At 71.9% G+C, this 24,128-nt stretch carries 31 protein-coding genes and 1 tRNA gene; 4 read left to right on the forward strand and 28 right to left on the reverse strand.

Annotation, left to right across the window (positions count from 1 at the left end; translation table 11 throughout):
- Position 1: 1 nt before the first annotated feature.
- The 21 genes from M0638_RS07020 to M0638_RS07120 all read right to left on the reverse strand — a co-directional run bounded on the left by M0638_RS07020 (position 2) and on the right by M0638_RS07120 (position 15,381).
- Entirely contained in the window at positions 2-2,152 is a 2,151-nt protein-coding gene (locus M0638_RS07020) for a phage tail tip lysozyme (protein WP_248666251.1), read from the reverse strand.
- A gap of 257 nt (positions 2,153-2,409) precedes the next feature.
- Complete coding sequence (locus M0638_RS07025) at positions 2,410-2,952, reverse strand: phage tail assembly protein (protein ID WP_248666252.1); 543 nt, start codon at positions 2,950-2,952, stop codon at positions 2,410-2,412.
- A gap of 588 nt (positions 2,953-3,540) precedes the next feature.
- Positions 3,541-4,017 carry an HAD domain-containing protein gene (locus M0638_RS07030; RefSeq protein ID WP_248666253.1) on the reverse strand — a complete coding sequence of 159 codons (477 nt, stop codon included), beginning with the start codon at positions 4,015-4,017 and terminating at the stop codon, positions 3,541-3,543.
- 23 nt (positions 4,018-4,040) lie between these two features.
- Positions 4,041-4,658 (reverse strand): hypothetical protein, encoded by a 618-nt coding sequence (locus M0638_RS07035; protein ID WP_248666254.1) that lies wholly within the window; start codon positions 4,656-4,658, stop codon positions 4,041-4,043.
- A 2-nt stretch (positions 4,659-4,660) separates the two neighbouring features.
- Entirely contained in the window at positions 4,661-4,918 is a 258-nt protein-coding gene (locus M0638_RS07040; RefSeq protein WP_248666255.1) for a hypothetical protein, read from the reverse strand.
- Positions 4,919-4,946: 28 nt separating this feature from the next.
- Entirely contained in the window at positions 4,947-5,666 is a 720-nt protein-coding gene (locus M0638_RS07045) for a recombinase family protein (RefSeq protein ID WP_248666256.1), read from the reverse strand.
- Between the two features lie 423 nt (positions 5,667-6,089).
- Entirely contained in the window at positions 6,090-6,935 is an 846-nt protein-coding gene (locus M0638_RS07050) for a S49 family peptidase (RefSeq protein WP_248666257.1), read from the reverse strand.
- A 16-nt stretch (positions 6,936-6,951) separates the two neighbouring features.
- Positions 6,952-7,623, reverse strand: a complete 672-nt coding sequence (locus tag M0638_RS07055) for a hypothetical protein (RefSeq protein WP_248666258.1) — start codon at positions 7,621-7,623, stop codon at positions 6,952-6,954.
- Positions 7,624-7,648: 25 nt separating this feature from the next.
- Positions 7,649-8,167, reverse strand: coding sequence for a hypothetical protein (locus M0638_RS07060; RefSeq protein ID WP_248666259.1), 519 nt, complete (start codon positions 8,165-8,167; stop codon positions 7,649-7,651).
- Between the two features lie 261 nt (positions 8,168-8,428).
- Complete coding sequence (locus M0638_RS07065; RefSeq protein WP_248666260.1) at positions 8,429-8,638, reverse strand: hypothetical protein; 210 nt, start codon at positions 8,636-8,638, stop codon at positions 8,429-8,431.
- 152 nt (positions 8,639-8,790) lie between these two features.
- Positions 8,791-10,299, reverse strand: coding sequence for a DUF3631 domain-containing protein (locus tag M0638_RS07070; RefSeq protein ID WP_248666261.1), 1,509 nt, complete (start codon positions 10,297-10,299; stop codon positions 8,791-8,793).
- The gene (locus tag M0638_RS07075; protein ID WP_248666262.1) at positions 10,299-11,312 is read right to left on the reverse strand and encodes a hypothetical protein; all 1,014 of its coding nucleotides are present in this window, start codon (positions 11,310-11,312) and stop codon (positions 10,299-10,301) included. Before M0638_RS07075 ends, M0638_RS07070 begins: the two co-directional genes overlap by 1 nt.
- A 137-nt stretch (positions 11,313-11,449) precedes the next feature.
- Entirely contained in the window at positions 11,450-11,641 is a 192-nt protein-coding gene (locus M0638_RS07080) for a MerR family transcriptional regulator (RefSeq protein ID WP_248666263.1), read from the reverse strand.
- 212 nt (positions 11,642-11,853) lie between these two features.
- Positions 11,854-12,528 carry a hypothetical protein gene (locus M0638_RS07085; RefSeq protein ID WP_248666264.1) on the reverse strand — a complete coding sequence of 225 codons (675 nt, stop codon included), beginning with the start codon at positions 12,526-12,528 and terminating at the stop codon, positions 11,854-11,856.
- Between the two features lie 135 nt (positions 12,529-12,663).
- Complete coding sequence (locus tag M0638_RS07090; protein WP_248666265.1) at positions 12,664-13,029, reverse strand: hypothetical protein; 366 nt, start codon at positions 13,027-13,029, stop codon at positions 12,664-12,666.
- Positions 13,020-13,325, reverse strand: a complete 306-nt coding sequence (locus M0638_RS07095) for a hypothetical protein (protein ID WP_248666266.1) — start codon at positions 13,323-13,325, stop codon at positions 13,020-13,022. The genes M0638_RS07090 and M0638_RS07095 overlap by 10 nt, the downstream gene beginning before the upstream one ends.
- The gene (locus M0638_RS07100) at positions 13,322-13,687 is read right to left on the reverse strand and encodes a hypothetical protein (protein ID WP_248666267.1); all 366 of its coding nucleotides are present in this window, start codon (positions 13,685-13,687) and stop codon (positions 13,322-13,324) included. The genes M0638_RS07095 and M0638_RS07100 overlap by 4 nt, the downstream gene beginning before the upstream one ends.
- Positions 13,684-14,190, reverse strand: coding sequence for a hypothetical protein (locus M0638_RS07105; protein WP_248666268.1), 507 nt, complete (start codon positions 14,188-14,190; stop codon positions 13,684-13,686). Before M0638_RS07105 ends, M0638_RS07100 begins: the two co-directional genes overlap by 4 nt.
- On the reverse strand, positions 14,187-14,582 hold the full coding sequence (locus M0638_RS07110) for a hypothetical protein (RefSeq protein ID WP_248666269.1): 396 nt from the start codon (positions 14,580-14,582) through the stop codon (positions 14,187-14,189). The genes M0638_RS07105 and M0638_RS07110 overlap by 4 nt, the downstream gene beginning before the upstream one ends.
- Positions 14,579-14,974, reverse strand: a complete 396-nt coding sequence (locus M0638_RS07115; RefSeq protein ID WP_248666270.1) for a hypothetical protein — start codon at positions 14,972-14,974, stop codon at positions 14,579-14,581. The genes M0638_RS07110 and M0638_RS07115 overlap by 4 nt, the downstream gene beginning before the upstream one ends.
- The gene (locus tag M0638_RS07120) at positions 14,971-15,381 is read right to left on the reverse strand and encodes a hypothetical protein (protein WP_248666271.1); all 411 of its coding nucleotides are present in this window, start codon (positions 15,379-15,381) and stop codon (positions 14,971-14,973) included. Before M0638_RS07120 ends, M0638_RS07115 begins: the two co-directional genes overlap by 4 nt.
- Before the next feature lie 182 nt (positions 15,382-15,563).
- On the opposite strand from M0638_RS07120, the gene M0638_RS07125 reads away from it, so the two are divergent.
- The 4 genes from M0638_RS07125 (at position 15,564) to M0638_RS07140 (ending at position 16,615) form a co-directional block, all read left to right on the forward strand.
- Positions 15,564-15,791 (forward strand): helix-turn-helix domain-containing protein, encoded by a 228-nt coding sequence (locus tag M0638_RS07125; RefSeq protein WP_282571896.1) that lies wholly within the window; start codon positions 15,564-15,566, stop codon positions 15,789-15,791.
- Positions 15,788-16,021: a hypothetical protein gene (locus M0638_RS07130; protein ID WP_248666273.1), complete on the forward strand. Its 234-nt coding sequence runs from the start codon at positions 15,788-15,790 to the stop codon at positions 16,019-16,021. Before M0638_RS07125 ends, M0638_RS07130 begins: the two co-directional genes overlap by 4 nt.
- A complete protein-coding gene (locus M0638_RS07135) occupies positions 16,021-16,212 on the forward strand; it encodes a hypothetical protein (RefSeq protein ID WP_248666274.1) in 192 nt (63 codons plus the stop codon). The genes M0638_RS07130 and M0638_RS07135 overlap by 1 nt, the downstream gene beginning before the upstream one ends.
- Positions 16,213-16,351: 139 nt before the next feature.
- A complete protein-coding gene (locus M0638_RS07140) occupies positions 16,352-16,615 on the forward strand; it encodes a hypothetical protein (RefSeq protein WP_248666275.1) in 264 nt (87 codons plus the stop codon).
- A gap of 147 nt (positions 16,616-16,762) precedes the next feature.
- Here M0638_RS07140 and M0638_RS07145 read toward each other — a convergent pair whose 3' ends face one another.
- The 7 genes from M0638_RS07145 to M0638_RS07175 all read right to left on the reverse strand — a co-directional run bounded on the left by M0638_RS07145 (position 16,763) and on the right by M0638_RS07175 (position 24,113).
- Entirely contained in the window at positions 16,763-17,992 is a 1,230-nt protein-coding gene (locus M0638_RS07145) for a tyrosine-type recombinase/integrase (protein ID WP_248666276.1), read from the reverse strand.
- A gap of 286 nt (positions 17,993-18,278) precedes the next feature.
- Positions 18,279-18,560: a tyrosine-type recombinase/integrase gene (locus M0638_RS07150; protein WP_248666277.1), complete on the reverse strand. Its 282-nt coding sequence runs from the start codon at positions 18,558-18,560 to the stop codon at positions 18,279-18,281.
- Between the two features lie 239 nt (positions 18,561-18,799).
- Positions 18,800-19,105 (reverse strand): BRO-N domain-containing protein, encoded by a 306-nt coding sequence (locus M0638_RS07155; protein WP_248666278.1) that lies wholly within the window; start codon positions 19,103-19,105, stop codon positions 18,800-18,802.
- 209 nt (positions 19,106-19,314) lie between these two features.
- Positions 19,315-19,390, reverse strand: a tRNA-Glu gene (locus M0638_RS07160).
- 192 nt (positions 19,391-19,582) lie between these two features.
- Positions 19,583-19,837, reverse strand: a complete 255-nt coding sequence (locus M0638_RS07165) for a hypothetical protein (protein WP_248666279.1) — start codon at positions 19,835-19,837, stop codon at positions 19,583-19,585.
- Positions 19,838-20,046: 209 nt separating this feature from the next.
- Positions 20,047-23,445, reverse strand: a complete 3,399-nt coding sequence (locus tag M0638_RS07170) for an acyl-[ACP]--phospholipid O-acyltransferase (protein ID WP_248666280.1) — start codon at positions 23,443-23,445, stop codon at positions 20,047-20,049.
- Positions 23,442-24,113 (reverse strand): TetR/AcrR family transcriptional regulator, encoded by a 672-nt coding sequence (locus tag M0638_RS07175; RefSeq protein ID WP_248666281.1) that lies wholly within the window; start codon positions 24,111-24,113, stop codon positions 23,442-23,444. Before M0638_RS07175 ends, M0638_RS07170 begins: the two co-directional genes overlap by 4 nt.
- Positions 24,114-24,128 lie beyond the last annotated feature (15 nt).

Here is a 24,128-nt window from a genome sequence, read left to right on the forward strand (position 1 = left end):
TTCACGACGGGCTGTCCGGTGCCATGGCGCGCTCGACGCGCGGCGCGACCTGCACCCCGGGCGAGTTGGTGCGCACCTGGGCGCCGAAGCCAGGCGGCGCGGTGATGCGGACGTCCATCTGGATCCTCTCGGGGTCACGCCCCCCGCCGCCGTTGCTCGGCTGGTTGGCGGGGACGATCAGCGGTCCCCGGGCTGGCACCGTCGGGTTGGGCAGCGGCTCCTCGCCGCGCGGCTCGTTGGGGTCGAGCGGCCGCGGCGGGGCCGGCGGTGGATCGAGCGGCACTCGCTCGCGGCCACCAGCCGGCGGGGCCGCGGCCGGGGGTGGGGGGGACCAGGGAGCGACGACACCCGGCCTCCCCGGCGCGGGAGGCGGCGGGACGGCGCCCGCAGCGGGCGGGGCGCCGGCCGCCGGCGGAGACAGGGCGCTCGGCGCCGGCAGGGGCGGCTGTCCTGGCGCCGCTCCGCCGAACTGTCGGAACGCCTGCTCGGCGCGCGCCTGGCGGTTCTCCAGCAGCCAGTTGCCGGGCGGAACCGGGGAGTTGGGCGAGCCCAGCCCCAGCCCGTACATCATCATCATCACCCGCGCGGCCTCGGCGGGCGTGCGCGCGTTGCGAAGCTGGGCGGCCGCCTGGCGATGGGTGTTGCGCAGCTCCCAGTCCACGAAGTCGAGCTGCATCTCCAGCGGCGCGCCGATCGGGCTCCGGCCGTAGCGCGCCTCGAAGGCACTGATGCGGGCCCCGCGCCACTGGCCGATGCCCTGCGCGCCCCGCCCACCCCCCTCCGGGTTGTAGGCGTTGGGGTCGAGGAAGGGGCTGGCCTCGCCGGTGAGGTGGCCGATGATGCCGGCGGCCTGCTCGGCGCCCCAGCCACGACCGCGCAGGAGGTTGAAGGCGGCACGCTGCCGATCGGCGGCGGCACCGGTCGGTGCGCCCTGGCGCCGCTGCTGCTCCTCCGCCTCTCGCAGCCGTCGGCGCTCCTCGTCGCCGCCCATGATGCCGCCATCCGGCAAGAACAGCCCGAGCCCGAACCCGCCGGCGAAAGGCAGCATCCGACGCAGGAAGAAGCCCCCGAGGCCTCCGCCGACGCCGGCGCCCGGCGTGAGCCCGATCGGCGGACGAAGCCCGAAGAGGAGCTGCATCGCGTTCACCGCCAGGTTGGCGGCGGCACGGATGCCGAGGATGCGCGCGATCAGCGCGGCGGCGGCGAGGCTGAGCCGGGCCACGCTGAACACCATCCTGCCGCCGATCACCGTGGCCAGCACCGTGCCCATGATGGCGGCCAGGTCGCGGTTGCTCCTGATCCACTCGGCGGTGCGGTTCAGTCCGATGGTCAGGCTCGGCGCCAGGCGCTCGGCGATGCTGTAGCCCACCTCCTCGCCGGCGAGCTGGAGCCGGGTCCACGATTCGCGCAGCTCGTTGGCAGCGCGCACGCCGCGTTCGTTCATGAGGTGGCCCGCGCGCTGCTCGCGGGTCAGGTCGCGCATGCCGCCGGCGCCGCGCCGCAGCAGGGGCAGCATGTCGGGGCTGAGACCGAACCACGACATCACCCGGAGCTGCGTGTCGGGGTTCGGCAGCCGGGAGATGGCATCGGCCAGTTGCGGCAGCACGTCGGTGGCGGCGCGGACCTGGCCGTTGGCGTCGCGCAGGCCGATGCCGGCGCGACGGAGGAACTCGAAGGCGAGGGGGTTGCGCCCCCAGCGGGCGCCCATCAGCGCCTCGCTCATCCCCTCCATGCTGGCGGTGAAGCTCTCGCCCGTCACGCCGGCGATGCGCGCCGCGTTGCGGAAGGCGTGCAGCTCGGTGGCGGAGAGGCGCAGCCGCGTGGCGCTGTTGCCGAGCTGGGTGCCGAAATTCCCGAACTGCTGCGCCAGCCTGGCCACGCCGGCGACGCTGGCCGCGCCGGCGATGGCGCCGAGCGCCGGCGAGACCATGGTCAGGCCGGCGGTGAGGTCGGTCGCGGAGCGCCGGACCCGATCCAGGCCCTCGCCGAGCCGGCGCACACCGGGCCCGGCCTCGCCGAGCGTGTCGAGCGCCTTGCCGGCCCGCGCTGCCGGATCGATCAGGCTGCGCGCCCCCAGCTTCATCCGCTCGAAGGCTTGCCGGGTGCGGTCGGTGGCGCTGATGACGACGTTCAGGCCGGGTTCGGTGGCCATGGCGGGGTGCCTCGCAGGCGGAAGGGGAGGAGGGGCCGTGGGTGGCGCCGCGACGCCGGACGGTGCTGGTGCGGGCGGGAGGGGTCGGCGGCCGCGTCCGGCGGGCCTCGGCCGGCGCGCTCGTGGCGCACCGCGGTCAGGCCGTCACCGCTTCTTCGCCTGGCGGTTGGCCTGGCCGCACCACCACACCAGCCGGCCGATGGGCATGTCCCAGGCGTCGTTCGGCCCCCAGCCGTAGAACTGCGTCAGGTCCGCGATCAGCTCCCGCCACCCCCGGGGGCGGAGACGGAAAAACCCTGGAAGAACACGTCAGCCTCCAGGGCGAGGTTGACCGGGATCTGCCGCACCGCCGGGGAGGGCACGCCGGCGGTGCGGGCGATCAGCGTGATGGTGCTCGCCAGGCCGCGCTCGGTCTCGGCCGCGTCCCAGTCGGCGCCGTTGGGCTCGTGCAGGTCGAGGCGGGCATAGCTCTTCCCGTCCAGCACCACCGGAGGATCGAGCTGCAGCGCCATCCTGCCCGCCTCGATCGCCTTCTTCAGCGTGCCGGGCTCGGCGGAGATGGCCGCGCAGTGCTGGAAGAAGCGGTCGGCCCGGAAGATCTGGCTGATGCGCATCTGGCGCACGACCTGCTCGGGCGTGCTCCCGACCGCGGCCATCAGCTTCATGGTGCCGGCCGTGCCGGTGCTCTGCTCGGCGTCGGCCCAGGCGCCGGCGGTCGGGGTGGTGAGGGTGATGTGGTCGTAGGTCTTCAGGTTCCACTCGATCGGCTGGGGGAACGTGATGACCAGCTCTTCGGGCATGCCGAGGCTCCATGGATGCGGTGGATGGGGGGGAGGGCCGCGGGGTGCGCGGCCGGTGGGACCAGGGCATCGCCCCGGCCCGAAAGGGCGGCCCGCCGTGACGCCGACGAACACGGCGGGCCGGTCGATCCGTGCGCCCTCTCCTCGCCCGAGGCGCGGCAGAGCCGCAGCAGCCCGGGGGATACCGCTCGCCGGATCGGACCTGATCGGGTGCCCGCGGCGGCAGCCGTTCCGGCTGCTCAGGGTGCGGACACGCGAGGTGCGGACAGTGCGGACTGTCCGCGGCATTTCGACTGTTGCTGCGGACAACTGTCCGCACCACTAATGGCTGTGAACCTTGGTTCGTGTCGGAGGAACGTCAGCGTTCTATTCGGAAAAATACTCGATTAATCGGCGATTCGATCAGAATTCAGAGATCGTTCCATACAACCAAAAGGAGAGCCGTCCATGCCTCGCGGGCGGGTGCGGACAGTGCGGACACGGGTGCGGACAGCATTTCGAGGGCCATAGCTGGGGGAGGGGCGGGCTCGGAAATGCCCCGCGCTTCCGCATCCCCCAGGAAGGACCCAAGCGCTCTGGGGTGGCCGGTCAGGCGGCCCAGAGGAGGGTCAGCGCCATGGTCACGTCGCCTTCGCGGAGGCCGACCCGGTAGTCCGGGCACACCAGCCGGTCGGCGTGGTCCTCGACCCCCTGGCGCCAGTCATCGAGCACCACGTACCGGCTCACCTCGTGCGCCCGCAGCCACCGCGTGATCTCCTCGCCGCGCGTCGGGCCGTCTTCGTCGGTGCGCCAGTCCGGATGGAACGGCCCGGCGACGCCGGCGGCGGCGAGCTGCGGCCGCCAACTGCTCGACACGACGAGCTGGGCTCGCGTCCTGCAGCTCAGGTCGTTCAGCCTGGCGATGGCATCGGCTTGCAGGATGCGCGGCGGCTTCGGCCGCTGGGGCTGGTGGTGGAGGTGGTGGTGGCCGCGGCGAGGGGTAGCGGGGTGCGGACTGGGGCGAAACGCTGATGCCGGGCGCACCGCGAGCACGCCGTCGATGTCGAGAAACAGGATCGTGGACATCGTCTTCCCCGCGCGAATGCTGTTCACGGCTTGGCCGTCGCCAGAGCCTTGGCCAGTGCGACCCGCATCTCTCGCGGAAAGGCCGCAGTCGCCACTTCCTCCGCACGCGGCACGAAGCCGAGACGCGGGCGGTACTGCGCCACCGGCTCGAAGGACGCGAGAAGCTTCATCCGGCCGGGCGCGGCGCGCCGCTGCCCGTCCTTCGGCCGCTGCCAGATGCCGGCCATGCCCTTCACCTTGCCCACGAACACGTCCCTGCGGGCGATCGCGCGCTTGATCGCGCCCTTGGGCATGTTGCCGTAGGTGTTCAGCGTGATGCGGGCCGGCAGCACCAGCGCGCGCTTCGCCGGTAGGCGTGTGCCGCCCGTCTCCTGCAGGCCGAGATAGCTGGCCTGCTTGTCCTTCACGAACACCCTGGCTTCCAGCCGGTCCTTTCGGGCCGGCACGATCCCGATGCTGTTCAGCGTGAAGGGCGTCGGCCGGTCGAAAACCGAAGGCAGCTCCCGCCTCTCCTCGGCCTGTACGGCACGGGCCGTGGCATTCAGCGCGTTCGCGGTGGCGAATGGGATCTGCCGCCGCTGCACGTTGTCCAGGGTTCGCTCGAAGGAGCGGATGTCGGCACGGACATCGATCCGCAGCATGCTCAGTGCAGCACCGCCGGAGCCTGAACCGTCGGTTCGTCCTCCAGCTCGCCAGCCATGTGGGCGGCGATCACGGCCTCGGCGTCGCGCATCAGGCCCTCCGCGAACTCATCCACGATCGTGCTCATCAGGCCTGAAAACCAGAAGACACGGACCAGGCCGAGGTTGAGCTGGCGCACCTTGCGCGCGCCTTCGCGCGGCTCCGGCGAGTGGTAGCCGATGCCGCAACGGCAGAACTCGGCCAGAATGGTGAAGGCCATGACGGCTCCTCGCGAATGAGGGACAGGTTCACCGGCCCGAGGCGCGGGCCAGTACCCGGCTGACTTGGCTGTGGCCCCACTCGGTGCCGCCCGAAGCGGTCCGGATGCCACGTGCTTGCAGGGCAGCAGCGATGTCGGTGAGGCTCTCGCAGCCGGCTGCGCGTGCCGCCTCGATGAAGGGCAGCACGGCGGCAGCATGCCGACACGACCGTGAAGTGCGGACCTCGCCGGCTCGGCGCGCTGCCGTCGCGTCGCCGGCGCGCAGGCGTGGGTTGCCCAGCTTCACCCCACGCACCTTCGCCGCGGCCAGCGCTGCCTTGGTACGGGCCGAGATCATCTCGCGCTCGTGCTCGGCGACGGCGGCCAGGATGTGGATGGTCAGGCGGGTGGCGTGGGGGTTGTCGCAGGCCACAAAGGCGACGCCCGAGTCCATCAATGCCGAGATGAAGGCGACGTTGCGCGCCAGCCGATCCAGCTTGGCGATCACCAGCGTGGCCTGCTGCGCCTTGGCCGAGGCGATCGCTGCGGCGATCTGGGGCCGGTCGTTGCGCTTGCCGCTCTCCACCTCGGTGAAGGCGGCGAGGATCAGCCCGCCCGAGCCCCGAACGTGCCGCTCGACCGCCTCTCGCTGGGCTTCCAGGCCGAGCCCGGATTGGCCCTGCTTGTCGGTAGAGACGCGGTAGTAGGCGACGAAGCCCGGTGCGCCCTGCGCGGCGCTGACGGGCCGGATTTTGGCTTTCCGACCCATTCAGGCGGCCGGGCGCGCCGGATCGGTGCAGCGCATTTCCAAACGCTCGTATGACGAAATGCGCGGGATATTCGGCGCGTCATCACGGCGCATGGGCGCGGGCGCACCGCGTCGGGCCGGGGCGCGGAGCGTCCGGATGAAGATAGCGGGCATGTCGGGTTGTCCGGAATGGCGGCCGAGCCGCCGATGGGAGAAAGGGCGCCCTCCCACGGCATGGACCGTGGGAGGGCGCCATGCGGCCTCGCGGGATCTCTTCCCCCGGAGGACCGGCGGGGACCGGAGCCCGCGCCGCCGGTCAGCCGCGCCCGCTGCCCTTGGAGGCAGCGGCGTCGCACCCCGGGCGCCATGCAGCGGCAACGCCGGGGTGCTACACGGCCTCGCGCCAGCGAGCGCGGAAGTGCAGCCGTGATTCCTGGGGAGCGGCTACCGGCGAAGCGCCGGCGTGTCCGCCCCGATCTGGTCGAGGAGCGCCAGGAAGGCGGCGTCGCGCGACGCCACCTCGTCCGCCAGGCCGGCAGCGACGCCGGCCGGGCCGAGGAAGGTGCCCGCCTCCATGGCGCGGACCCTGCTGGCCGCGAGGCGCCGGTTGCGCGCCACCGTGTCGGTGAACAGGTCGCCGAGCTGGTCGATGTCGGCCTGCATCCGGGCCTCCGCCGCGCTGCTCAGCGGCTTGACGTCGGACAGGTCGTCCTTCCGGGCGCCGTACTTGATCGTCGTCACCGTCACGCCGCCGGCGTCCAGGGCGCGGCTGATGTCGACGTGCATGGTGATGACGCCGATCGAGCCCGTGCCGCCGGTGCGCGGCACGGCGATGCGGTCGCAGGCCGAGGCAAGCCAGTAGGCCGCCGAGTAGGCAGCTTCGTCGAGGATGGCCCAGACCGGCTTCGTGCCGCGTGCCGCGAAGATCACGTCGGCCAGGTCGGCGAGGCCGGCCACCTCGCCGCCGGGACTGTCGAGGTGCAGCACGATGGCGCGGCACTCCGGATCGCCCAGCGCACCGAGGAAGCCCGACCGGATCGCGTCGTAGCTGGTCTCGTCGTACCAGCACCAGGGGCGGCTGGTGAGGATGCCCCGCACCGGGATTACGGCGATCGGCCCGGCCATGGCGTAGGGCGGCCGCCGCGCGCCGTCCGGCGCCCCCAGGCCGAGATGGGCGCTGGGGTCACCCTGGCCGCGGAGGATCTGCATCAGCAGGCCGGCGCGATCGGGTTGCAGCGCGAGGGGCTGGTTGAAGAACCGCTGCGAGGCGGGATGCAGGCCGTGTTGCATGGTGCCTCCGGCGGCATCAGAGCATGTAGGCGTCGCGCTCGCCCCCCGAAGGCGGCGGAGGCGGCATGGCCACCGGGGCGGTGCCGGGCTTCAGCGACGGCAACGCGACGGTCAGGGCGAAGCTTCGGCCGTACTGTTCCCGCATGAACGCGCGGGGGCGTGGCGGCGGCGGCGGCGCTCTGGTGGGAGGCGGTTCCACGTAGCCAGGATGACGCCGCAGGGCGGACCAGGCCTCGACGGCGGCCGCCTGCGCCTGCTCCGCCTCCCGCTCCAGCCGAATGCCCTCGGCGATCGCCTCGGCGTGCTTCAAGTACTCGGCCTCGACCCAGAGACGGAAGCGCTCCTCCGCCGCCCTGGCGGTGGTGGTGAGCCGCTGGGCATGTGCGGCGGCGGCGCGCGCATATGCGGCCTCAAGGTCCTGCTGCAGCTCGGACAGCCCGGCGGCGAGCTGCTCGGCCAGGATGTGGGCGAGCCGCTCGCCCCTCTCGCCGGCCTCGATCTGCTCGGCCGTGCCGTCGCGCACCAGCGCGCTCCTGGCAGCCTGCAGCTCCGCGATCCGGACTGCATTCCACTCGGCGGCATCCTGCACGCGCTTCAGGGCTGCGGAGACGCCGGCAACGGAGCCGTCGTGCTGGCGGAGCTGCTGGACGGTCGGCGGTGCGGTGGTCGGGGTGGAAGAGGCGGGCATGTCGGGCTCCGTGGGGCCGCAGGGTTCAGCCTTCACCGCGCGCCTTCTTCGCGGAGGCGATGATGCTGGCGGCGAGGCCGGTGGAAGGCGGCGGCGGCGCTTCGCCGCGGGCCATGCGGTCGGACGCAAGGATGCGCTCTGCCAGCGGGCGCTTCGTCGCTGGCGACGGCGCATGGCTCGACGCGGCGGCGGACATCAGGGCGATTGCCGCACGTGCCGGCATGGTGGTCTCGAAGGCGAGGTGCATGGCGCCATCGAAATTCGCCGCTGCGAGCGGGCTGCGGAAGATCGCGGCACAACGCGCACGTTCGCGTCGGCGCGCGGCTCGCGCCGCATCGCCTTCCCTCTCCTCCTCGTCGTCCGCATCGTCCTGGTCTTCGTCGTCGCCCTTCTGCTTGGCGCGGCGCTTCACCTTGCGAGTGGTCTCGCCGTCTTCGTCGTCGGGCTTCTTCGGCGGGTCGCGCTTGTCTTCCTCCTCGGCGCGCTTGGCGCTGCGCCTGAGCGGCTGGCTGGCGAACAGGCGTGCGAGCGGGTTCAGGGACATGGTGCTGCTCGAGGTTCGATGAGGTTGATCGCGGTGATGAGGCCGAACGCGTCCGCGCCAGCCGTTCACCCGATTGTCGGACTGCGCGGATGCAGGCGCACGTCGAGCTGGTGGGGGCGATGGAGGCGTCGGGATGGAGGACCGACGCCGCAAGGTCTTCATCCCGAGGGGGGGCGAAAACGCAAAACGCCCGGGCCTTGGCAGGCTCCGGGCGCAGCTATCGCGGGAAGGCGACCTTTTTGATCTGCGCAGGTTGCGATGTCAAGCGGATCGTGCGTCCGGCGGTCCCTCTCCGGCCACCTCCGCGAAGCAGGCGATGGGCTCGTTCGGGTGCTCCAGGCGCCAGCGGGTCAGCACGTCGGCATAGGCTCGGGCCTCCGCCTGGTGGCGCCGCAGCCCGGCATCGAATTCCAGGATCGCGGCGCGCTCCTCGAAGCGGTCCTGCCAAGCCAGCGCGTCGACAGCCCGCAACTCGGCGGTCAGGGCCTCCCTATGCCCCCGAAGATAGGCGAGAAGGTCCACCGACGGATCGGCAGTCGCTTCCCATCGTATGCGCCCATTCGACAACCATAAGTATATGCCTGCTTCCATGGCCCGGGCGAGGAGGGGGAAAGCCGACAGGCTCACAGATCCCCCCTCCATATTCCATTCCCGCTAGACCCCCCCTTTTGAACCGTAACACCGTCACAATGCAGATTAATACTAGGGTTTTCCTGAAATTCGGACCCGTCACACCCCTCCTGTGTGACGGGTCCGAATTTGGAAAAGTTCCCTGTATTTTTCAGGGTTGTGACGGTGTTACGGTTCAGAACGGGGGGTGAGGCGGAAACAGGTGTAAGATACCTCTCCCAAGCCTCCTGGAAGGTCTCCTTGTAGTACCCCTTGGCCGTCTCGTTACCCAATCGTACGGTGCTGGGTCGGACGCCGAAGGGCTTCAATGCTCGCGCAAGTTGCACCACGGTCATGGGTTTGCCGTGCTTCCATTCTGGCCACGGACGCTCCTCCAGCTTGCCCAGCCGCTCGCAGAGGTCCTGGCTGGCGATCACCAGGGCGGAGAGTCCCCCAAAGATCAGCTTGATGTCCGCGAGCAGCAACGCACCCGTCTCCATGGTGCCTTCATCGTCGGCACGGCGCCCGAATACCTCCAGCAACGCGGCGCGCCCTCGCTGCGGCCAGTCGCCCCCTGCATCGTCGGCGATCGCCAGCAGCGGGATGGAGATGTCTCCCTCCCGGTCGCCGAGGGCATCAGGGACTGCCGGGTTGGTCGGCAGATGCCCCGCCCGGTCCTGCGCCCAGCGCGCCAACTGGCGGGCCAGCACGGCGAGCCTCGCGCGCGCCCCAGGCGCGCGGAGCTTCGTCACGATCTCCGTCGCCGGCTTGCGCTGCAGCACGACCGGCACGGCACGGTCTTCCAACGTGCTCGGGAATTCGCCGATCGCTGCCAGTGCCATTGGGGCGAAGGTGGCGAAGCGCGTCGGTCGCAGATCCCCCTGCACCTCTACGATACGGATCACCTCGCCACTCTGCTCGAAGCCAGAATTCATCACGCCCCGCAGCTCCTCGTTGTCGCCGAGGAAGGCGTCTGCCTCATCGATCAGGAGGGTGCAGGGCGAGAGCGCCTCCACGATGCGGAACACGCCGGACGCAGAGATGTTGTCGGCCTTCAGTGGACGGCGCGACAGCATGCGCAGCACGTCGAGCAAGGTGGACTTGCCGCAGCGTTTCGCCGGGCTGCGAATACCGAGGCGCGGCGTGTGCTGGAACCTGTCATGCACCCAGGTGTGCGCTGCCCACAGTGCTGTGGCGACGCAGGCAGCATCGGTCATGACGACGTGTTTGCGTATGGTGCTCGCGAGAACGGTTAGCAGCTCGGCTGCATTCACCGCGCGGTCCCACGGCTCGACGGCAGGCAGGTCCATGCCACGGCCCGCTGTCCGATCCTGTGGCTTCGATCGGATCGCTTCGACCTGCCGGTCAAGGGTGCCGACACGAATGCCGAGATGGGCGGCCGCGGCTTCCCTTTCGCGGTCATAGGCCAGCGGATCCAGGGTAGCCAGCCGCGCAATCTCGGTTGCTTCTGCGGCGAGGTCGCGCGGGGGTGTGTCGTCCGGAAGCCGTTCCTGACCGCTCATCACGGCCTTCCCCCGACTGCCGGCAGGCCCGCATCGGGGCGATGCGTCACGGCCCAGCGTGCGATCGCCTCGCCCTCGCCCTTCGGCTTGCCGGCGCGCTGCAGGGCGCCGTCCACGGTGCCGATCACCTCGCCCTCGGTCAGCAGGCCGCCGTGCACCAGGCGCGCCAGCCCCCAGGCCTCGCGCACCGCGGTCGGGTGCCGGCTGTCCACCGGCGCCGTGGCGATCGCCACCGCCGCCCGCGACAGCGCGGCGAGCGCGTAGCGGCTGCCGCTTTCCGCGGTCGGCCGCGGCGGCGGATCGCTCGGCGGACGCGGCGCCAGCTCGGCCGGCGACGGCACCGCGACCATCGGCTCGCCGGGCATCACCACCAGGCGCTCCGGCAGCGGGTCGGCCATGCCGACGAACACCGGCGCCGCCGTGTAGATGATCTGCGCGGCGCGCAGCGTGGAGGGGTCGCAGGCCGGCTGGTCGCGCAGCCAGCGTTGGCACTCCGCCCCGGCCAGCGGCCGCGCCAGTCGGGCCCAGAGCCGCAGCCGCGCGCCCGGGCGGATCACGTGCGAGGCCGTGGCCGCCACTAGGCAGGCGGCCCGCTGGAACGCCGCCGGCAGCGCCCGCCGCGCGGCGGCGCCGCAGGCCTCGAGGTCGCAGGGATCGCAGCCGGCCGGCAGCGGCATGCCGTCGAGGTCGAGCGCGATCCAGGCGCGCGGCACGTCACGCAGCGTCGGCGCCTCGCCGGTGGCGGCGTCGGGGTGCAGCAGCCGCCGCACGCCGCGGGTGCGCGCCGGATCGGCGATGGCGCCGCGCACGATGGCGCTGTCCTGCCGGCCGGCAAGCGCGCGCAGCAGCTCGGCGAGCGCCGGCAGGTCCGGCACGGTGGCGGCGTGCAGGTCGAGCGTCTTGGCCAGGTCGTAGCCCTGCGCCGCGCCGTCGCGCCGGATCAGCTTGCACAGGCGCCGGCCGCGGGCGCGGACCACGGTCAGCCCCAGCGGGTCGGAGAAGGGTTCAGGCATGTGAGCCTCGAAGATCGAGGCCACGACGAAGCTGGCGTGCGCGCGGACGCTCGGCTAAACTCGGTGCGTTCCAAGCATCCCAGTAGCAGCGTGCGTTTTCCGCGAGCCCGCCGCTTCACCGCGGCGGGTTTTGCACGTCAGGCGGTCGGCAGGCTGTCGAGGAAGGCGCGCACGCTGGCCATGTCCACCAGCGTCGAGCGGCCGTTCTTCAGCAGCTTGATCTGCCCCTTGCGGGCGGCCCGGTAGATCGCCGTGCGCGACAGGCCCGTCACCAGCGGGGCCTGCGGCAGCGGCACCACGAGCGGGCCGGCGGCGCGCGGCGACAGCACCTCCAGGGGCGGAGCCGCGGGCGCTGGCGGAGACTGCGGGGCGGGCGGCCGCGCGGCCTTCCGGGTAGCGGGCGCGGCGGGGGTCCTTAGGCGGGTCATGGTGTGCCCTGGCGATTCGCAGCGCGCCATGCGCCGCGGGGGCATTCCATCTATCGCGGAGGAATCCCGAGCGCGACGCGGAAATCGGATCGGCGATTTAGGCGGCTGGGACCCTATTTCGGCGGCTGAGGATCGAGCTTGCCGAGGACGCCAAGCATCTTGTCGATGGTGGGATCTACTGGTGCGCGATCGCCGAAGGTATCGCCGGCCCAAGCCTTCATGTGGTTGCGCAACTCTGAAAGCTCGGCGTCCGTGACCTGCCGTTTGAGCAGGTGTTGCACTACCTCTGCCCAAAACACGCGCCAATCGTGCACAACAGGCCGCCCTCTCGGTCGGCTTGAATCTGTACGATTCGATGCGGTTTGAACAATAGGTGGAGCTGAGCCCCCAAGGACTGACCAATAGGCTCGCACACCAGAATATTTCGCGCCTCCAAGAATTATGAAATTCTCTTCGAAATCCACTTCCGCACAAATGGCAAATTCTGGATCTATTTTTTCTCCTAACGTTTTTCCATCCAAGAATCCCCTTAGAAATGCCTCGCCTCTCCAAATTTCTTCCAATATCTCGCGCCATAGAGTTTCTCTCAGCGCTGTACGGTCCTCTTTGACCAAAAGTGAGCGATCGTAGTACTCCACAGTGATCGAGGTTTCGCCGTCGTCTCCCGGCGGCATCATTCCCAATTCCAGATACATAAGTTTGCGCATTATATCTGGATATCTCAATTGTGCCAGCTTCCGAACTGCTGAAGCTGTAGTCCAGCCATAACCCAGACTTTTCAGATCCATAAACGTGCAGTTCCGCAGCGCAATCCGCATCCAGAGGCGGCGGGCAACCCGGTGCGGAATACCGGGGATTCGGCTCGCGACTTCCTAGCCCGCCATCGGCGAGCATAGCGCGACCACGAAGCGGCTGAAGATCCATCATCGGCCGTGCTCCCCGTCCGACAGGAATTGACGCAGGCGAATCGCCCCGGCGGCGTCGAGGTCCACGTGGCGCCAGTGCGGCCCGGAGCGGCGCGCGCGCCAGAGCAGCAGCAGCGTGGCGCCGCCGGCCGGCCGCGGTACGGCCAGGAAGGCGGTGCGGCCGTCGCTCAGCGCCAGGTGCAGCCCGGGCGGCGTGCCGAGGCTGCGGGCGATCGGCAGCGCCAGCAGCTCGGCCACTTCTTCGCGGCGCGTCCGGCCGCGGCGGGACACCACGCCTTCGGCAGCGCGGAGGGTGGCGGCGTCACAGGCCAGCATCGCGGCGGCGAGGCGCAGGCGACGCCAGGCGGCGGGGATCAGCCGCATGCCGGGTCCTCCTCGGTCAGCGGCACCGGCGAGGCCTCCGCATCGGCATCGGGCTCGGCGTCGCCGTTCTCCTCCGCCTCCGCATCCTCCTCACCGTCGGCGCCGTCCTCCGCATTGGGATCGTCGTCCAGCAGGTCCAGCAGCTCGATCAGGGCGGCGATCAGCGCCTCGATGCGTGCCCGCTGCGGCAGCGGGGCGTCGGGGTGCAGCAGCTCGGCCAGCGACAGCTCCGCCGGCAGGGTCAGGCACGAGCACGGCGGCCGGGTGGCCGCACGCCGCAGGGCGAGCGCGCTCATGCCGCACCTCGCGGCAGCAGGGCCGCCACGCGCCGCTCCAGCCAGGCCGGCGCGACGCCCGCCGCGTCGCACCAGGCATGGCGCGCCGCGGCCCAGGCGCCGTCAGGCGAGAACAGGAAGAGCCGCGCCTGCCGCCGCTCCTCCGCGCACACCGCGCGAGCGTTGCTGCTGCTGTCCCGCCGCGCCGGCGCGGTCAGGTCGGCGATGGCGAGCTGCAGCACGGCCAGCGCCAGGGCGCGCTCCTGGATGGCGGCCGCGGCCCGCTCGCCGGCGGCGCCGGTGCCGCCCGGAAGCGCGGGCACGCGGTAGGCGAGGCGGACGACGCTGCGCCGTGCCGCCTCGCCGATCGGGGCCGGGCTCATGGCGTCACCGCCAGCCACGGGTCCGTGCCCGCGACTCCATGGTAGTTGCCGCCGATCGCCGCCAGCGTGACACCGGCGGCCTCGGCCAGGATCGGCAGCGCGGCGCGCAGCGAGCCCCGCACCAGCGCCAGGTCCTCCAGCAGCTCCGCCTCGGTCAGGCTGCTGCCGGCGATCAGGGCGGCGCGGCCGTGCGCGGCCATCACCAGCGCCGCTGCGTCGGCCAGGGTGACGGGCGGGGTCGCCTCGACCGTCTTCTGCAACTCCTGCATGCGCAGCAGCAGCGCGTCGCGCTGGGCTTCGAGGCGCCGACCGTCCTCGCTGGACAGGCCGGCAGCCGTGCTAGCGCGGTCGAACCGCGCGTGCTCGGCCCACAGCGCGTCGAGCACGCGCGTCATGGCCAGGATGCGCCCGGCCGGCGGTACCGGCGCCGCCGAGGTCGCGCGGGACAGCGCCGGGATCGCGACCACGCCGGCGATGGCGCGGCGGGACAGGATGCGGCTCATGCGCCGGCCCTCCCCAGTATGTCGAGCGCGAGGGAGTGGGCGAGCCGTTCGTGGCGCTTGCCCACCGTGGCGATCGTATCGGTCGGGCGAATGACCGCCTCGACTTCCAGTGCGGTTCGCGTGGCCTCGGCCTTGGCGCGGATGCCCGCCGGCGTGTGCGCCGGCAGCGCGGCCAGGGCGTCGATGGTGTCGGCCCAACGCTCCAGGGCTTCGTCCGCCTCGTCGTCCGGCACGGGGATCTCCGCGTGGTCGATCCGGTCGAGCGCGGCACGCCAAGCGCGCAGCTCGGCGCAGGCGGCCAGCAGCGCGGCGTCGGGTCTGGCGGCGCCGGCACGGCGCGGCAACAGCAGGACCGTCGGCGCGCCGGCGAGGAGGGTGCGGCGGCGGGTCATGCCACACCCCCGAGACGCAGGATGTCGGCCACCAGCAGCTCGGCGCTGGAACTCGGCATCGTACCCCGGAACACCCTCGCCTTCGCCACCAGCCCGGCGAAGGTGTGCGCCGGGGTGACTGCGATCCGGTCCTCGATGTCCCAGACCGTCCCGTCCAGCCGCCCCATCTCGGCGTCGTGCCGTGCCTCGGCCTCGCCCTGCTGGTCGGGCGGCATGGCGCTGACGTGCCGGGCGTAGAAGGAATCGGCCGCGTCCACTGCAGCCTGCCAGGAGGCGCATAACGTCAGCAGGGCGCGGTCCGCGTCCATGGCGGCAGCGCCGGGCGCCGCGGTGGGCAGCGCCGCCAGTGCCGGCACCCGCAGCAGCCCCCGCCGGGAAAGGGTGCCGCTCATGCGCCGGCCCTCCCGGTCAGGTCCAGCACCAGCGACCAGGGCAGCCAGGAATCGGTGCCGGCCGGGCCGTCCGCGACGGCGCCGCCGGCAGCCATGGCGAGGAACGCGGCCTCGGCCTTGGCGCGGATGCCTTCCGGCGTGCGTGCCGGCAGGGCGGCGATCCGCTCCTCCAACTCGCGCAGCAGCGCGGGCGAGGTGGCGCGGCCTGCGGCGAGGCGCGTGTACTCGGCCGAGGCGGTGATCAGCTCGCCGTCCAGCTCGGCCGCCTTGCCGGCGCCGGCCTCGACCGCGGCGAGCAGCAGCAACGCGGCGCCGGCGCCGGTGAGGGCGTTGCGCCGGCTGGCGCGGGCGCGCGGCAGGGCAAGCTCCCCGCGAGGCGGGGATGCGATAGGATGGGCGTCAGCCATGATCCGGGCTCCAGAAAGCCGGGGTTGCGGTCAGGCCAGGGGGAGCGGTTGCCGCCGCTCCCCCAGCCGCTCCATCCAACAACGTTGAATGGATCATTCATGGTTGCTACTTTGCCGCTTGGGCTGTCAAGCGGTTTTCATCCATGGATGGTGGTTTCGAGCGGGCGTGGTACGTGTCCCGCATGTCCCCTGCACAGAGTCGCGCGGCCCGCGGGCTGCTGAACTGGTCTCAGGAGCAGTTGGCCGCGAAAGCCTCTGTGTCCGTAACGACGCTTCGCAACTTCGAGCGCGGGGCGACGGTGCCCGTGACGAACAACCTCGCCGCCATCCGGTCCGCCCTTGAGGTCGGTGGCGTCGAATTCACCAACGGCGACCAGCCCGGCGTGCGGATGCGGAAGCCCGCCCCGTGACCGAGGCGGATCGCTACAACGAGCGCCTCAAGCTCGCGGCGACCTTCCTCAACACCGTGGGCTCGGGCAGCATCGTGGTGGGCGCGGTGGCGCCGGTGGTGGGGCTTATCACCGGGGCGGCGGGTGCCCATGTCCGGCCGGCGGTCCTCGTAACCATGGCTTGCCTCATGGTGGTGATCGGGTTGATCCTCCACCGCCTCGCAAGCCTGACCCTCAAGAGGCTGGTCTGATGGGCTCCCTGGAACTCTATGCCCTGGTCGGCGCGCCTCTCCTGCTGCTGGGCGCCGGCGTCTTCGTGTACCTGCAGGCCGCGCGCATGCCGCGCCCCGCGCCGGACGCGCCCGCCGGCATGTCTTCCCGCGCCGCCACCGCTCGCGATGCCGGCGCCGCGGCCAAGCGGCACTTCGAGCCGGCCGCCTGACACCGCCGGCGCCAAGTCAAGGCCCCGCGAGAGTGACCTTCGCCGAGCTGGTCGGGATGTTCGGCGGCCCGCTGCTGATCCTCCTCGCGGCCGGGGGCGTGTGCCTCGCCACCAGGGCCGATGGGCGCCGCTGAATCGCATGCCGATGCTGCGTGGCGCCAACCTCAACCCGCGCCGGAAGCCCAGCCGGCGATCGTTCGACAGCCTGCCGGCCCGGATGGCGATGCTGCGCATCGTCTCGCGGCGGCATCCGCTCATGTGCGGCGGCTTCGACGATCGTAGCGGCGACGGCCACGCTTCCGGCCAGGTTGGGTACCAGGGCCCCTGGATGTGGGAGCGCACGATCAAGCACGGGCAATGGGCCGGGCCGTGGCGGCGCGTGCGCTGGGAGGATGACGCGTAGGCGCGCCGCGCGGCCGGCGTCCCCCGCCGATAAGCCCCCGCCGGGGTATTTTTCGGGTTTTTCGGGTTTTTCGGGAGACCCTCCTATACGGAGATTCGATGCTCGCCCCCGGGTGGCACGCCCCCCTTCACGGGGCGGGCGGCGCGGCTACGGCCGCATGCACCAGGCGCCCCACTCCTCCATCAGCGGCCGCCGGCGTTCCAGCAGATCCGTGCGGGCATAGGCTGCCTCCACCTTGTCCCGGTTGACGTGCGCCAGGGCCGTCTCCACCACCTCGCGCGGGTAGCGAGTCTGCTCCCCGGCCCAGACCCGGAAGGTGCTGCGGAAGCCGTGCGGGACGATGGCGCGGCCGCCGATGTCCCGCCAGGGCGGCGGCGCGTCGCCTTCGGTCTTGTTCATCCGCCGCACCAGCATGGTCAGCGCCATGTCGGAGAGCGGCCGATCGGCCTTCTGCCCGGGGAACAGCAGCGCGGCCGGCCCGGACCGGAGCGGCAGCAAGCGACGCAGCAGCTCGAGCGCCGGGGCGGAGAGCGGCACGCGGTGCAGCCGCTTCGCCTTCATGCGCGCGGCGGGCACAGTCCACACCGCGGCCTCGAGGTCGAATTCCCGCCACGTGGCGTCGAGCACCTCGCCGGTGCGGGCGGCGGTCAGGATCAGCAGCGCCAGCGCCTGGGCGGAGACGCCCTCGACGTCGCGCAGCGCCGCCATGAAGGCGCCGATCCGCTGCCATGGGAGCGACGGCTGGTGCTCGACGGCGGCGATGCGCCCGCGCGGCGGCAGCAGGCCGGACAGTACCCCCTTCCAGCGGGCCGGGTTCTCGCCGGTGCGCCATCCCCGCGCCTTGGCCGCGTCCAGCACCTGCTCGATGCGCCCGCGCAGGCGCGAGGCCGTCTCCGGCGTCTTCGTCCAGATGGGCTTCAGGACGCGCAGCACGGCCTCCACGTCCACGTCCTTCACCGGCATGTCGCCGATCGCCGGATAGGCGTGGTTGTCGAGGGTGCTGCTCCACTGCGCCTGGTGCTTCGGGTTGCGCCAGCCGTCGCGCTGGGCCGCGATGTACGCCTCGGCGGCGGCGCGGAAGGTGTGCCCCCCGGCCTCGGCCCGCCGCTCGATCGCGGCCTGCGCCTGCACCGACAGCGGGTCGAGGCCCTCGCGCAGCTTCGAGCGGGCGATGTCGGCCAGCTCGCGCGCCTTCGCCAGCGTCACCTCCGGGAAGGGGCCGAGGCCCATGTCCCGCGTCTTGCCGTCGCGCGTGTACCGGAACACCCAGGCGCGGCGATCGGCGGCCCGGACGTGGAGGTGCAGGCCGCCGCCATCGGTGTACCGGCCGGGCGTCACCAGCGCCCTGGCGCCGAGCGCGGTCAGCTTGCCGGCCATGCGTTCCCGCTCCGTCCCAAGACCCGAAAACCTTCCGCCGAACCCAGCCGGTCCCATTCCGGTCCCATTTTGTGTGCTGGGCTTGTGGGGTTCAGTCTGACTCAGTGGGGCACGATGGGGGAGCTAGATTCCTGACTTTGCAGGGCGAGGGTGGCACGGTGGGAAACGGTCGGGCACGTCGCTTCGACTTCCATCCCCTCCGCCACCTGATCCATTTTCTCTAATCTTTTCAATCAGTTAGGTGTTTTGTTGGCAAACCCGTTGCCGCCGGGTTGCCAACGCTTGTTCACGGTTCGGCCGGTCCCCGGCTTCCGATCCGTGCGATCGCGGCCACGGCCAGGCGTTCCTGATCCGCGGCACGCGTGTAGCGTTCCACCTCTTTGAGCGTGGTGTGGCCGGTGACGGCCTTGATCTCGTGGACCGTGCATCGGGCCTCGGCCAGCCGGCGTGCCGCTGCCTTCCGCAGGCCGTGGGGACAGCACCCCTTCGGCAGCCCGGCAGCGCGGGCGCAGTCCACGAACCAGTTGGAGAAGCCCGGCCCGGTGAAAGCCTCGCCCTGCCGCGTCATCAGGAACGCCAGGTGCTCGGGCGGGGCCGCGTCCAGGGCCTCGCGCAGGGCAGGATGCAGGGGGGATGGACAGCCACGCGCCCGTCTTACGCTGCCGGACCGTGATGGCCCCGCCGCGGACGTGCTGGCGACCCATTCCGATCACGTCGCTGCGCCGCTGCCCGGTGTAGAGAAGGAGGGCAAGGGCGAGGCGAGCCCGGCTCCCCGTAATCCCCGTCAGGCGTATGCGCGGTAAAACTTCAGTCCGTTCCTACCGGCGCCCCATCCTTGCGGATCGCCGGGAGCACATCGCGGGTCACCCAATCTTGGAAGGTGCGTGCCTCGGGTTTGTCGAAGCACATGACGAGCTTGTACAGGCCGCTCTCGGAGATGATCCCGAGGCGCTGTTCGCCACCAGGGGTACGCATCGGATGCGTACCCTTCTCGTCAGCACCAGGCGGGCGCAGGGCGTTGGTCGTGCCGCTGGCAACGTTAATGCCCAAGGCGCGGCACACATCGGCCGCCACGAACCACGCGGTGCCCCCGAGGAGCACCGTGCGGATCATCTGGCCGGTCGCGGCAGGCGCCGCAATAGGGCGTGCAACCCTACAGGATCACGCCTTCCCCCGGGGCACACCCAGGGTGTCCTTATGGGGCTCGCGCGGCTTCGGCTCTGGCGCCGGGGATGGTCGCAGCCGGCGCCTACCTACGCTTGGGGGTAAAGCCTAGGGGGAAGGCACCTCTAACTGCCTTGAAAACAAAGGATTTTCAGGAATGGCGTCCCGTACGGGATTCGAACCCGTGTCGCCGCCGTGAAAGGGCGGTGTCCTAGGCCTCTAGACGAACGGGACAAGGCCTGGCTGGCCCGAATGGGCAGCCCCCGGGGCGGAGGCGGCGTGGGCCGCGGCTTAGTAGCCCGCCGCCACGGCCACGTCTACCGCGCGCGTACCGCGCGCGCGGGCGGGGCGAGGCCATGCGCACCCCGGACAACACGTTGATCACGTCTACCGCGCGCGGGCGGGGCCCTCGCCGCGCGAGCCCGGCTACTCCGCCGGCCGTCGCCCCAGCCCCGCCCGGAAATCCGGATGCCGGGGGGCCTCATGCACCGGACGCGCCGCGATGCCTTCCGTCGCCAGGGTGACCAGCACGAGGTGCTCGTCGGGGTCACCGTGCACCACGACCTCGCCCAGGTCGCAGTCGAAGGTCACGGCGGTGACCGAGGCGACCAGCATCAGCGCGCGCCGGATCCCCTCGGCGCGTTCCTCCGGCACATCACCGTCAATACGCAGGCGCAGCATGGGAACGTCTCCCTCCATCGCGCCGGCTTCAACATCATCCCGCACGGCCGGATCACCGCCGCCGACCGGCTCGCGAATGCGTGATCACGACATGGCGGCACGCCGGGGCGAGGGGACACGCCGGCTGCCCGTTCCGACGCGATGGCCCGCCGCCGGGCACGGGTCCACCGGCGACCCGTCCGCCGCCATTCCCGCTCGGCCATCCCGCCTCACGCCGGCGCCGCCACCGTCTCGCCGGCCAGGCGCTGCACGGCCGGGTAGTCGGTCTTGCCGGTCCCGAGCAGCGGCATCCGCTCGATCACCCGCACCTCGCGCGGCACGCCAAGCTCCGGCACGCCTCGCTCCCGTGCCCGGGCCAGCAGCGCCGCCGGCGTGGCGTCGCGCTGCGTGGTCATCAGCAGCAGCCGCTCGCCCTTGCGCGCATCGGGCAGCGAGACCACGGCGTGCAGCGCCTCCGGCCAGACCTCGCCGGCCAGCGCCTCGGCCGCGGCCATGCTCACCATCTCGCCCGCGATCTTGGCGAAGCGCTTGGCGCGGCCGAGGATGCGCACGAAGCCCTCGGCGTCGATCGAGACGATGTCGCCCGTGTCGTACCAGCCGCCCGGCGGCGGCTCCAGCGTGCCGGGCGCCTCGGGGCGCAGATAGCCCAGCATCACGTTGGGGCCGTGCACCACCAGCCGGCCGCCTTCCTCGATTCCGGGCACCGCCTCCAGCCGCGCCTCGATCCCCGGCAGCAGCCGGCCAACCGTGCCGGCCTTCGCCGCCTTGGGCGTGTTGATCGCGATCACCGGCGACGTTTCCGTCGCGCCGTAGCCCTCCAGGATGCCCTTGCCGAAGCGGTCGGCGAACAGGCGGCGCGTCTCCTCGCGCAGCCGCTCGGCGCCGGCGAAGATCTGCCGCACGGCGCGGAAGTCGTAGCTGTCGGCGTGCCGTGCCCAGCCGTTGAGGAAGGTGTCGGTGCCGAACAGGATGGTCGCGTCCTCGCCGTAGATGATCTCCGGCAGCACGCGGTAGTGCAGCGGCGAGGGGTAGAGGAAGGCCGGCACGCCGTTCAGCAGCGGCAGCAGCGTGCCGCCGGTCAGCCCGAAGGAGTGGAACAGCGGCATCGCGTTCACCACCCGGTCGGACGGGTTGAAGTCGAGCACCGCCTCGAGCTGCGCGCAATTGGCCAGGATGTTGCGGTGGCTGAGCACCACGCCCTTCGGCCGGCCTTCCGAGCCGCTGGTGAACAGCACCACGGCGGCCGCGTCGGCGTCGCCGCGCGCACCCGGCAGCCGGCGCGCGCGCCAGGCGTCGAGCATGCCGCGCAGCTTGTCGGCCGTGCCGATCCCCGCCCGCAGATCCTCCAGCCAGACGAAGCGCACCGCGCCGGAAAGCCGCTCGACCAGCGGCCCCAGCCTGCCCTTCTCCACGAAGCGGCGCGAGCACAGCACGGTGCGCAGCTCGGCCGTCGCGCAGGCGGAGAGCAGCGCCTCCGCCCCCGCCGAGACGTTCAGCATCGCCGGCACGCGCGCCTGCGCCTGCAACGCCATGAAGGTGACGACCGTGCCCTTGGCGTTGGGCAGCAGCAGCCCCACGCGTTCGCCGGGCGCGGTGATCGCCGCGAGTCGGCGCCCCAGCACGGCGCTGCCCAGCACCAGCCGGTCGAAGCCGATCGGCGCGCGATCCAGGTCGTCCAGCACGGCATGCCGGCCGCCGAAGCGCGCGCGCGCGTCCAGCAGCGCGCCGAACAGCGTACGGTCGAGGTTCGCCGCGGCGAAGGCGGCATCGACCATGATCGCGTCCATCACCCGGCCCAGCGCGCGTCGCCGGGGGCGTCCGACCAGCGCCGGATCGACCTCGGGCCGCACCGGCGGGCCGAAGCGCAGCACCAGTCGGGGGAACCAGCGCAGCCGCAGGATGCCGCGCATGCGGCCGAGCGGGGTGAATTGCGGCCCGTCGAGGCGCACCGGCAGCAGCGAGGCGCCGGTGCGGTCGGCGACCACCGCGGCGCCCTCGTACACCTTCATCAGCGCGCCGGTGCGGGTGATGCGCCCCTCCGGGAAGATCGCGAGCTTCCCGCCCTCGCGCACGCGGCGGACCATGTGCCTGAGCGCGAGCGGGCTGGCGGGATCGACCTCGAAGGTCTCGATCAGCGAGAGCAGCGGCCGCGCCCACCACTTGCGGGCCACGTGCGTGTCCACCACGAAGGCCGGGTCGTCGGGCAGGAAGGCGCCGAGCAGGCAGCCATCGAAGAAGCTCATGTGGTTGGCGACGATCACCACGCGCTCGCCGGCGGCGCGGTAGTGTTCAAGCCCGCGCACCTCGACGCGGTGGAACAGGCGGAAGTAGACGCGCAGCACCATCCGCACCGTGTCGCGCGGCATCACGGCGACGATCCAGAACGCGACCAGCGTGTTGATGGCGGCCGCGATCAGCAGCGTGCCGGTGGGGCCGATGCCGGCCGCCGCCAGCCCCGCCACCGCCGCCGCGCCGACCACCATGCAGAAGGCGTTCATCACGTTGTTGCAGGCGATCATGCGCGAGCGCAGTGCCGGCGCGGAACGCTCCTGCATGATGGTGTAGAGCGGCACGGAGTAGATGCCGCCGCAGGCGCCGAGCAGGGCGAGGTCGAGCAGCAGCCGCCAGCCCACGGCCGAGCCCAGCATCGCCGCCACGTCGTGCAGCCCCGTCGCCCCGGCCGCGGTGCGCGCGAAGTCCCAGGCGGCGAGCGAGATGCCGAGTGCGGCGAAGGGCACGTAGCGTGCCGAGATCTCGCCGCCCAGCAGCCGCGCGCAGAGCGTCGAGCCGATGCCGACGCCGAGCGCGAACAGCGTCAGGAACAGCGTCACCACATGGCCGTCGGCGGCCAGCGTGTCGCGCGCGATCACCGGGAACACCGAGAGCACCGTGGCGCCGATGGTCCAGAACCAGCCGATGGCGAGGATGGCGAGCCAGACCGGCCGGTTCTCCCGCGCGGTCCGCAGCAGCCCCCAGGTCTCGCGCGGCAGGTTCCAGCCGAGGCGCAGAGTCGGATCGGCGGCCGGTGCCGGCGGGATGCGCATCGCGGCGACCAGCCCGGCCACCGCCACCAGCAGCCCCGCCACCGAGACCGCCTCGCGCCCGCCCGGCAGCAGGACCAGCGCGCCGCCGACGATGGTGCCGGCCAGGATGCCGAGGAAGGTGCCGGCCTCGATCAGCCCGTTGCCGGCGACCAGCTCGGATTCCGCCAGGTGGTCCGGCAGGATCCCGTACTTGAGCGGCGAGAAGAAGGTGGCCTGCACGCCGAGGCCGAACAGCACGGCGAAGAGCAGCGGCAGGCTGCCGCTCAGGAAGCCCGCGACCGCCAGCACCATCAGGCCCAGCTCCAGCCATTTCAGCCGGCGGATCAGCCGGGACTTCTCGCTGCGGTCGGCGAGCTGGCCGGCGATCGAGGAGAACAGCACGTAGGGCAGGATGAACACGCCGCCCGCCGCCGCCACCAGCACCGCCCCTCCCTGGGCGGCCTGGAACAGCGTCAGCACCACCAGCGCGTTCTTGAACAGGTTGTCGTTCAGCGCGCCCAGCGTCTGCGTCACCAGCAGCGGCAGGAAGCGGCGCGTGCGCAGCAGGGAGGGGGAGGGGGTCATGACGGGGTATCCTCGGTCTGCCGGCGCGGCATCGTCCGGGGTTCGTGTCGCGGGGCGGCCCCTGTGTCGGTGTCGGTGCCGTCGCCGGCGCCTGCGGCGGGCGCGAGGCCGGCCGCGACGAGGCAGAGCGCCACCAGCGGATCGGCCAGCGCCTCCGGCGGGGCGGCGAGGCGGCCATACAGGTGGAAGGTCGCGGCCTGCACCAGGATGCCGACCACCGCCGAGGTGACCAGCGCGGCATCGCCCGCGGGCAGCTCCCCATCCCGCATGGCGTCGGCGATGGCGCGTTGCAGCACCTCGATGGGGTTGTCCGCATCGGCCGCGATGGCGGGCAGCCGCCTGTGCTGGGTCAGCAGCAGGAAGGCGAAGCGGGCAGGGTCCTCGGCGTGCAGGCGGCAGATCAGCCGCACCATCGCCTCCAGCCTGGCCGCGAAGGGGGTGGGCGAATCGGCCAGGGCCGCGAGGCGCCGGGCGTACTCGGTGAAGCCGTCGCGGAAAAGCGCCGCCACCAGCGCCTCCCTGGAAGGCCAATGGGCGTAGAGGGCACTCGGCCGGCAACCGGCCGCGCCGGCGATGTCCCGGATCGAGACCGCGTCCACGCCATGCGCCACGAAGAGCCGCAGCGCCTCGGTACGGATCCGCTCGCGGGTGGTGGAACCGTCTCTCATGGAAATACCGAAATG

It is taken from the genome of Roseomonas acroporae (assembly GCF_023223525.1).
GTDB classification, from domain to species: Bacteria; Pseudomonadota; Alphaproteobacteria; order Acetobacterales; family Acetobacteraceae; genus Roseomonas_E; species Roseomonas_E acroporae.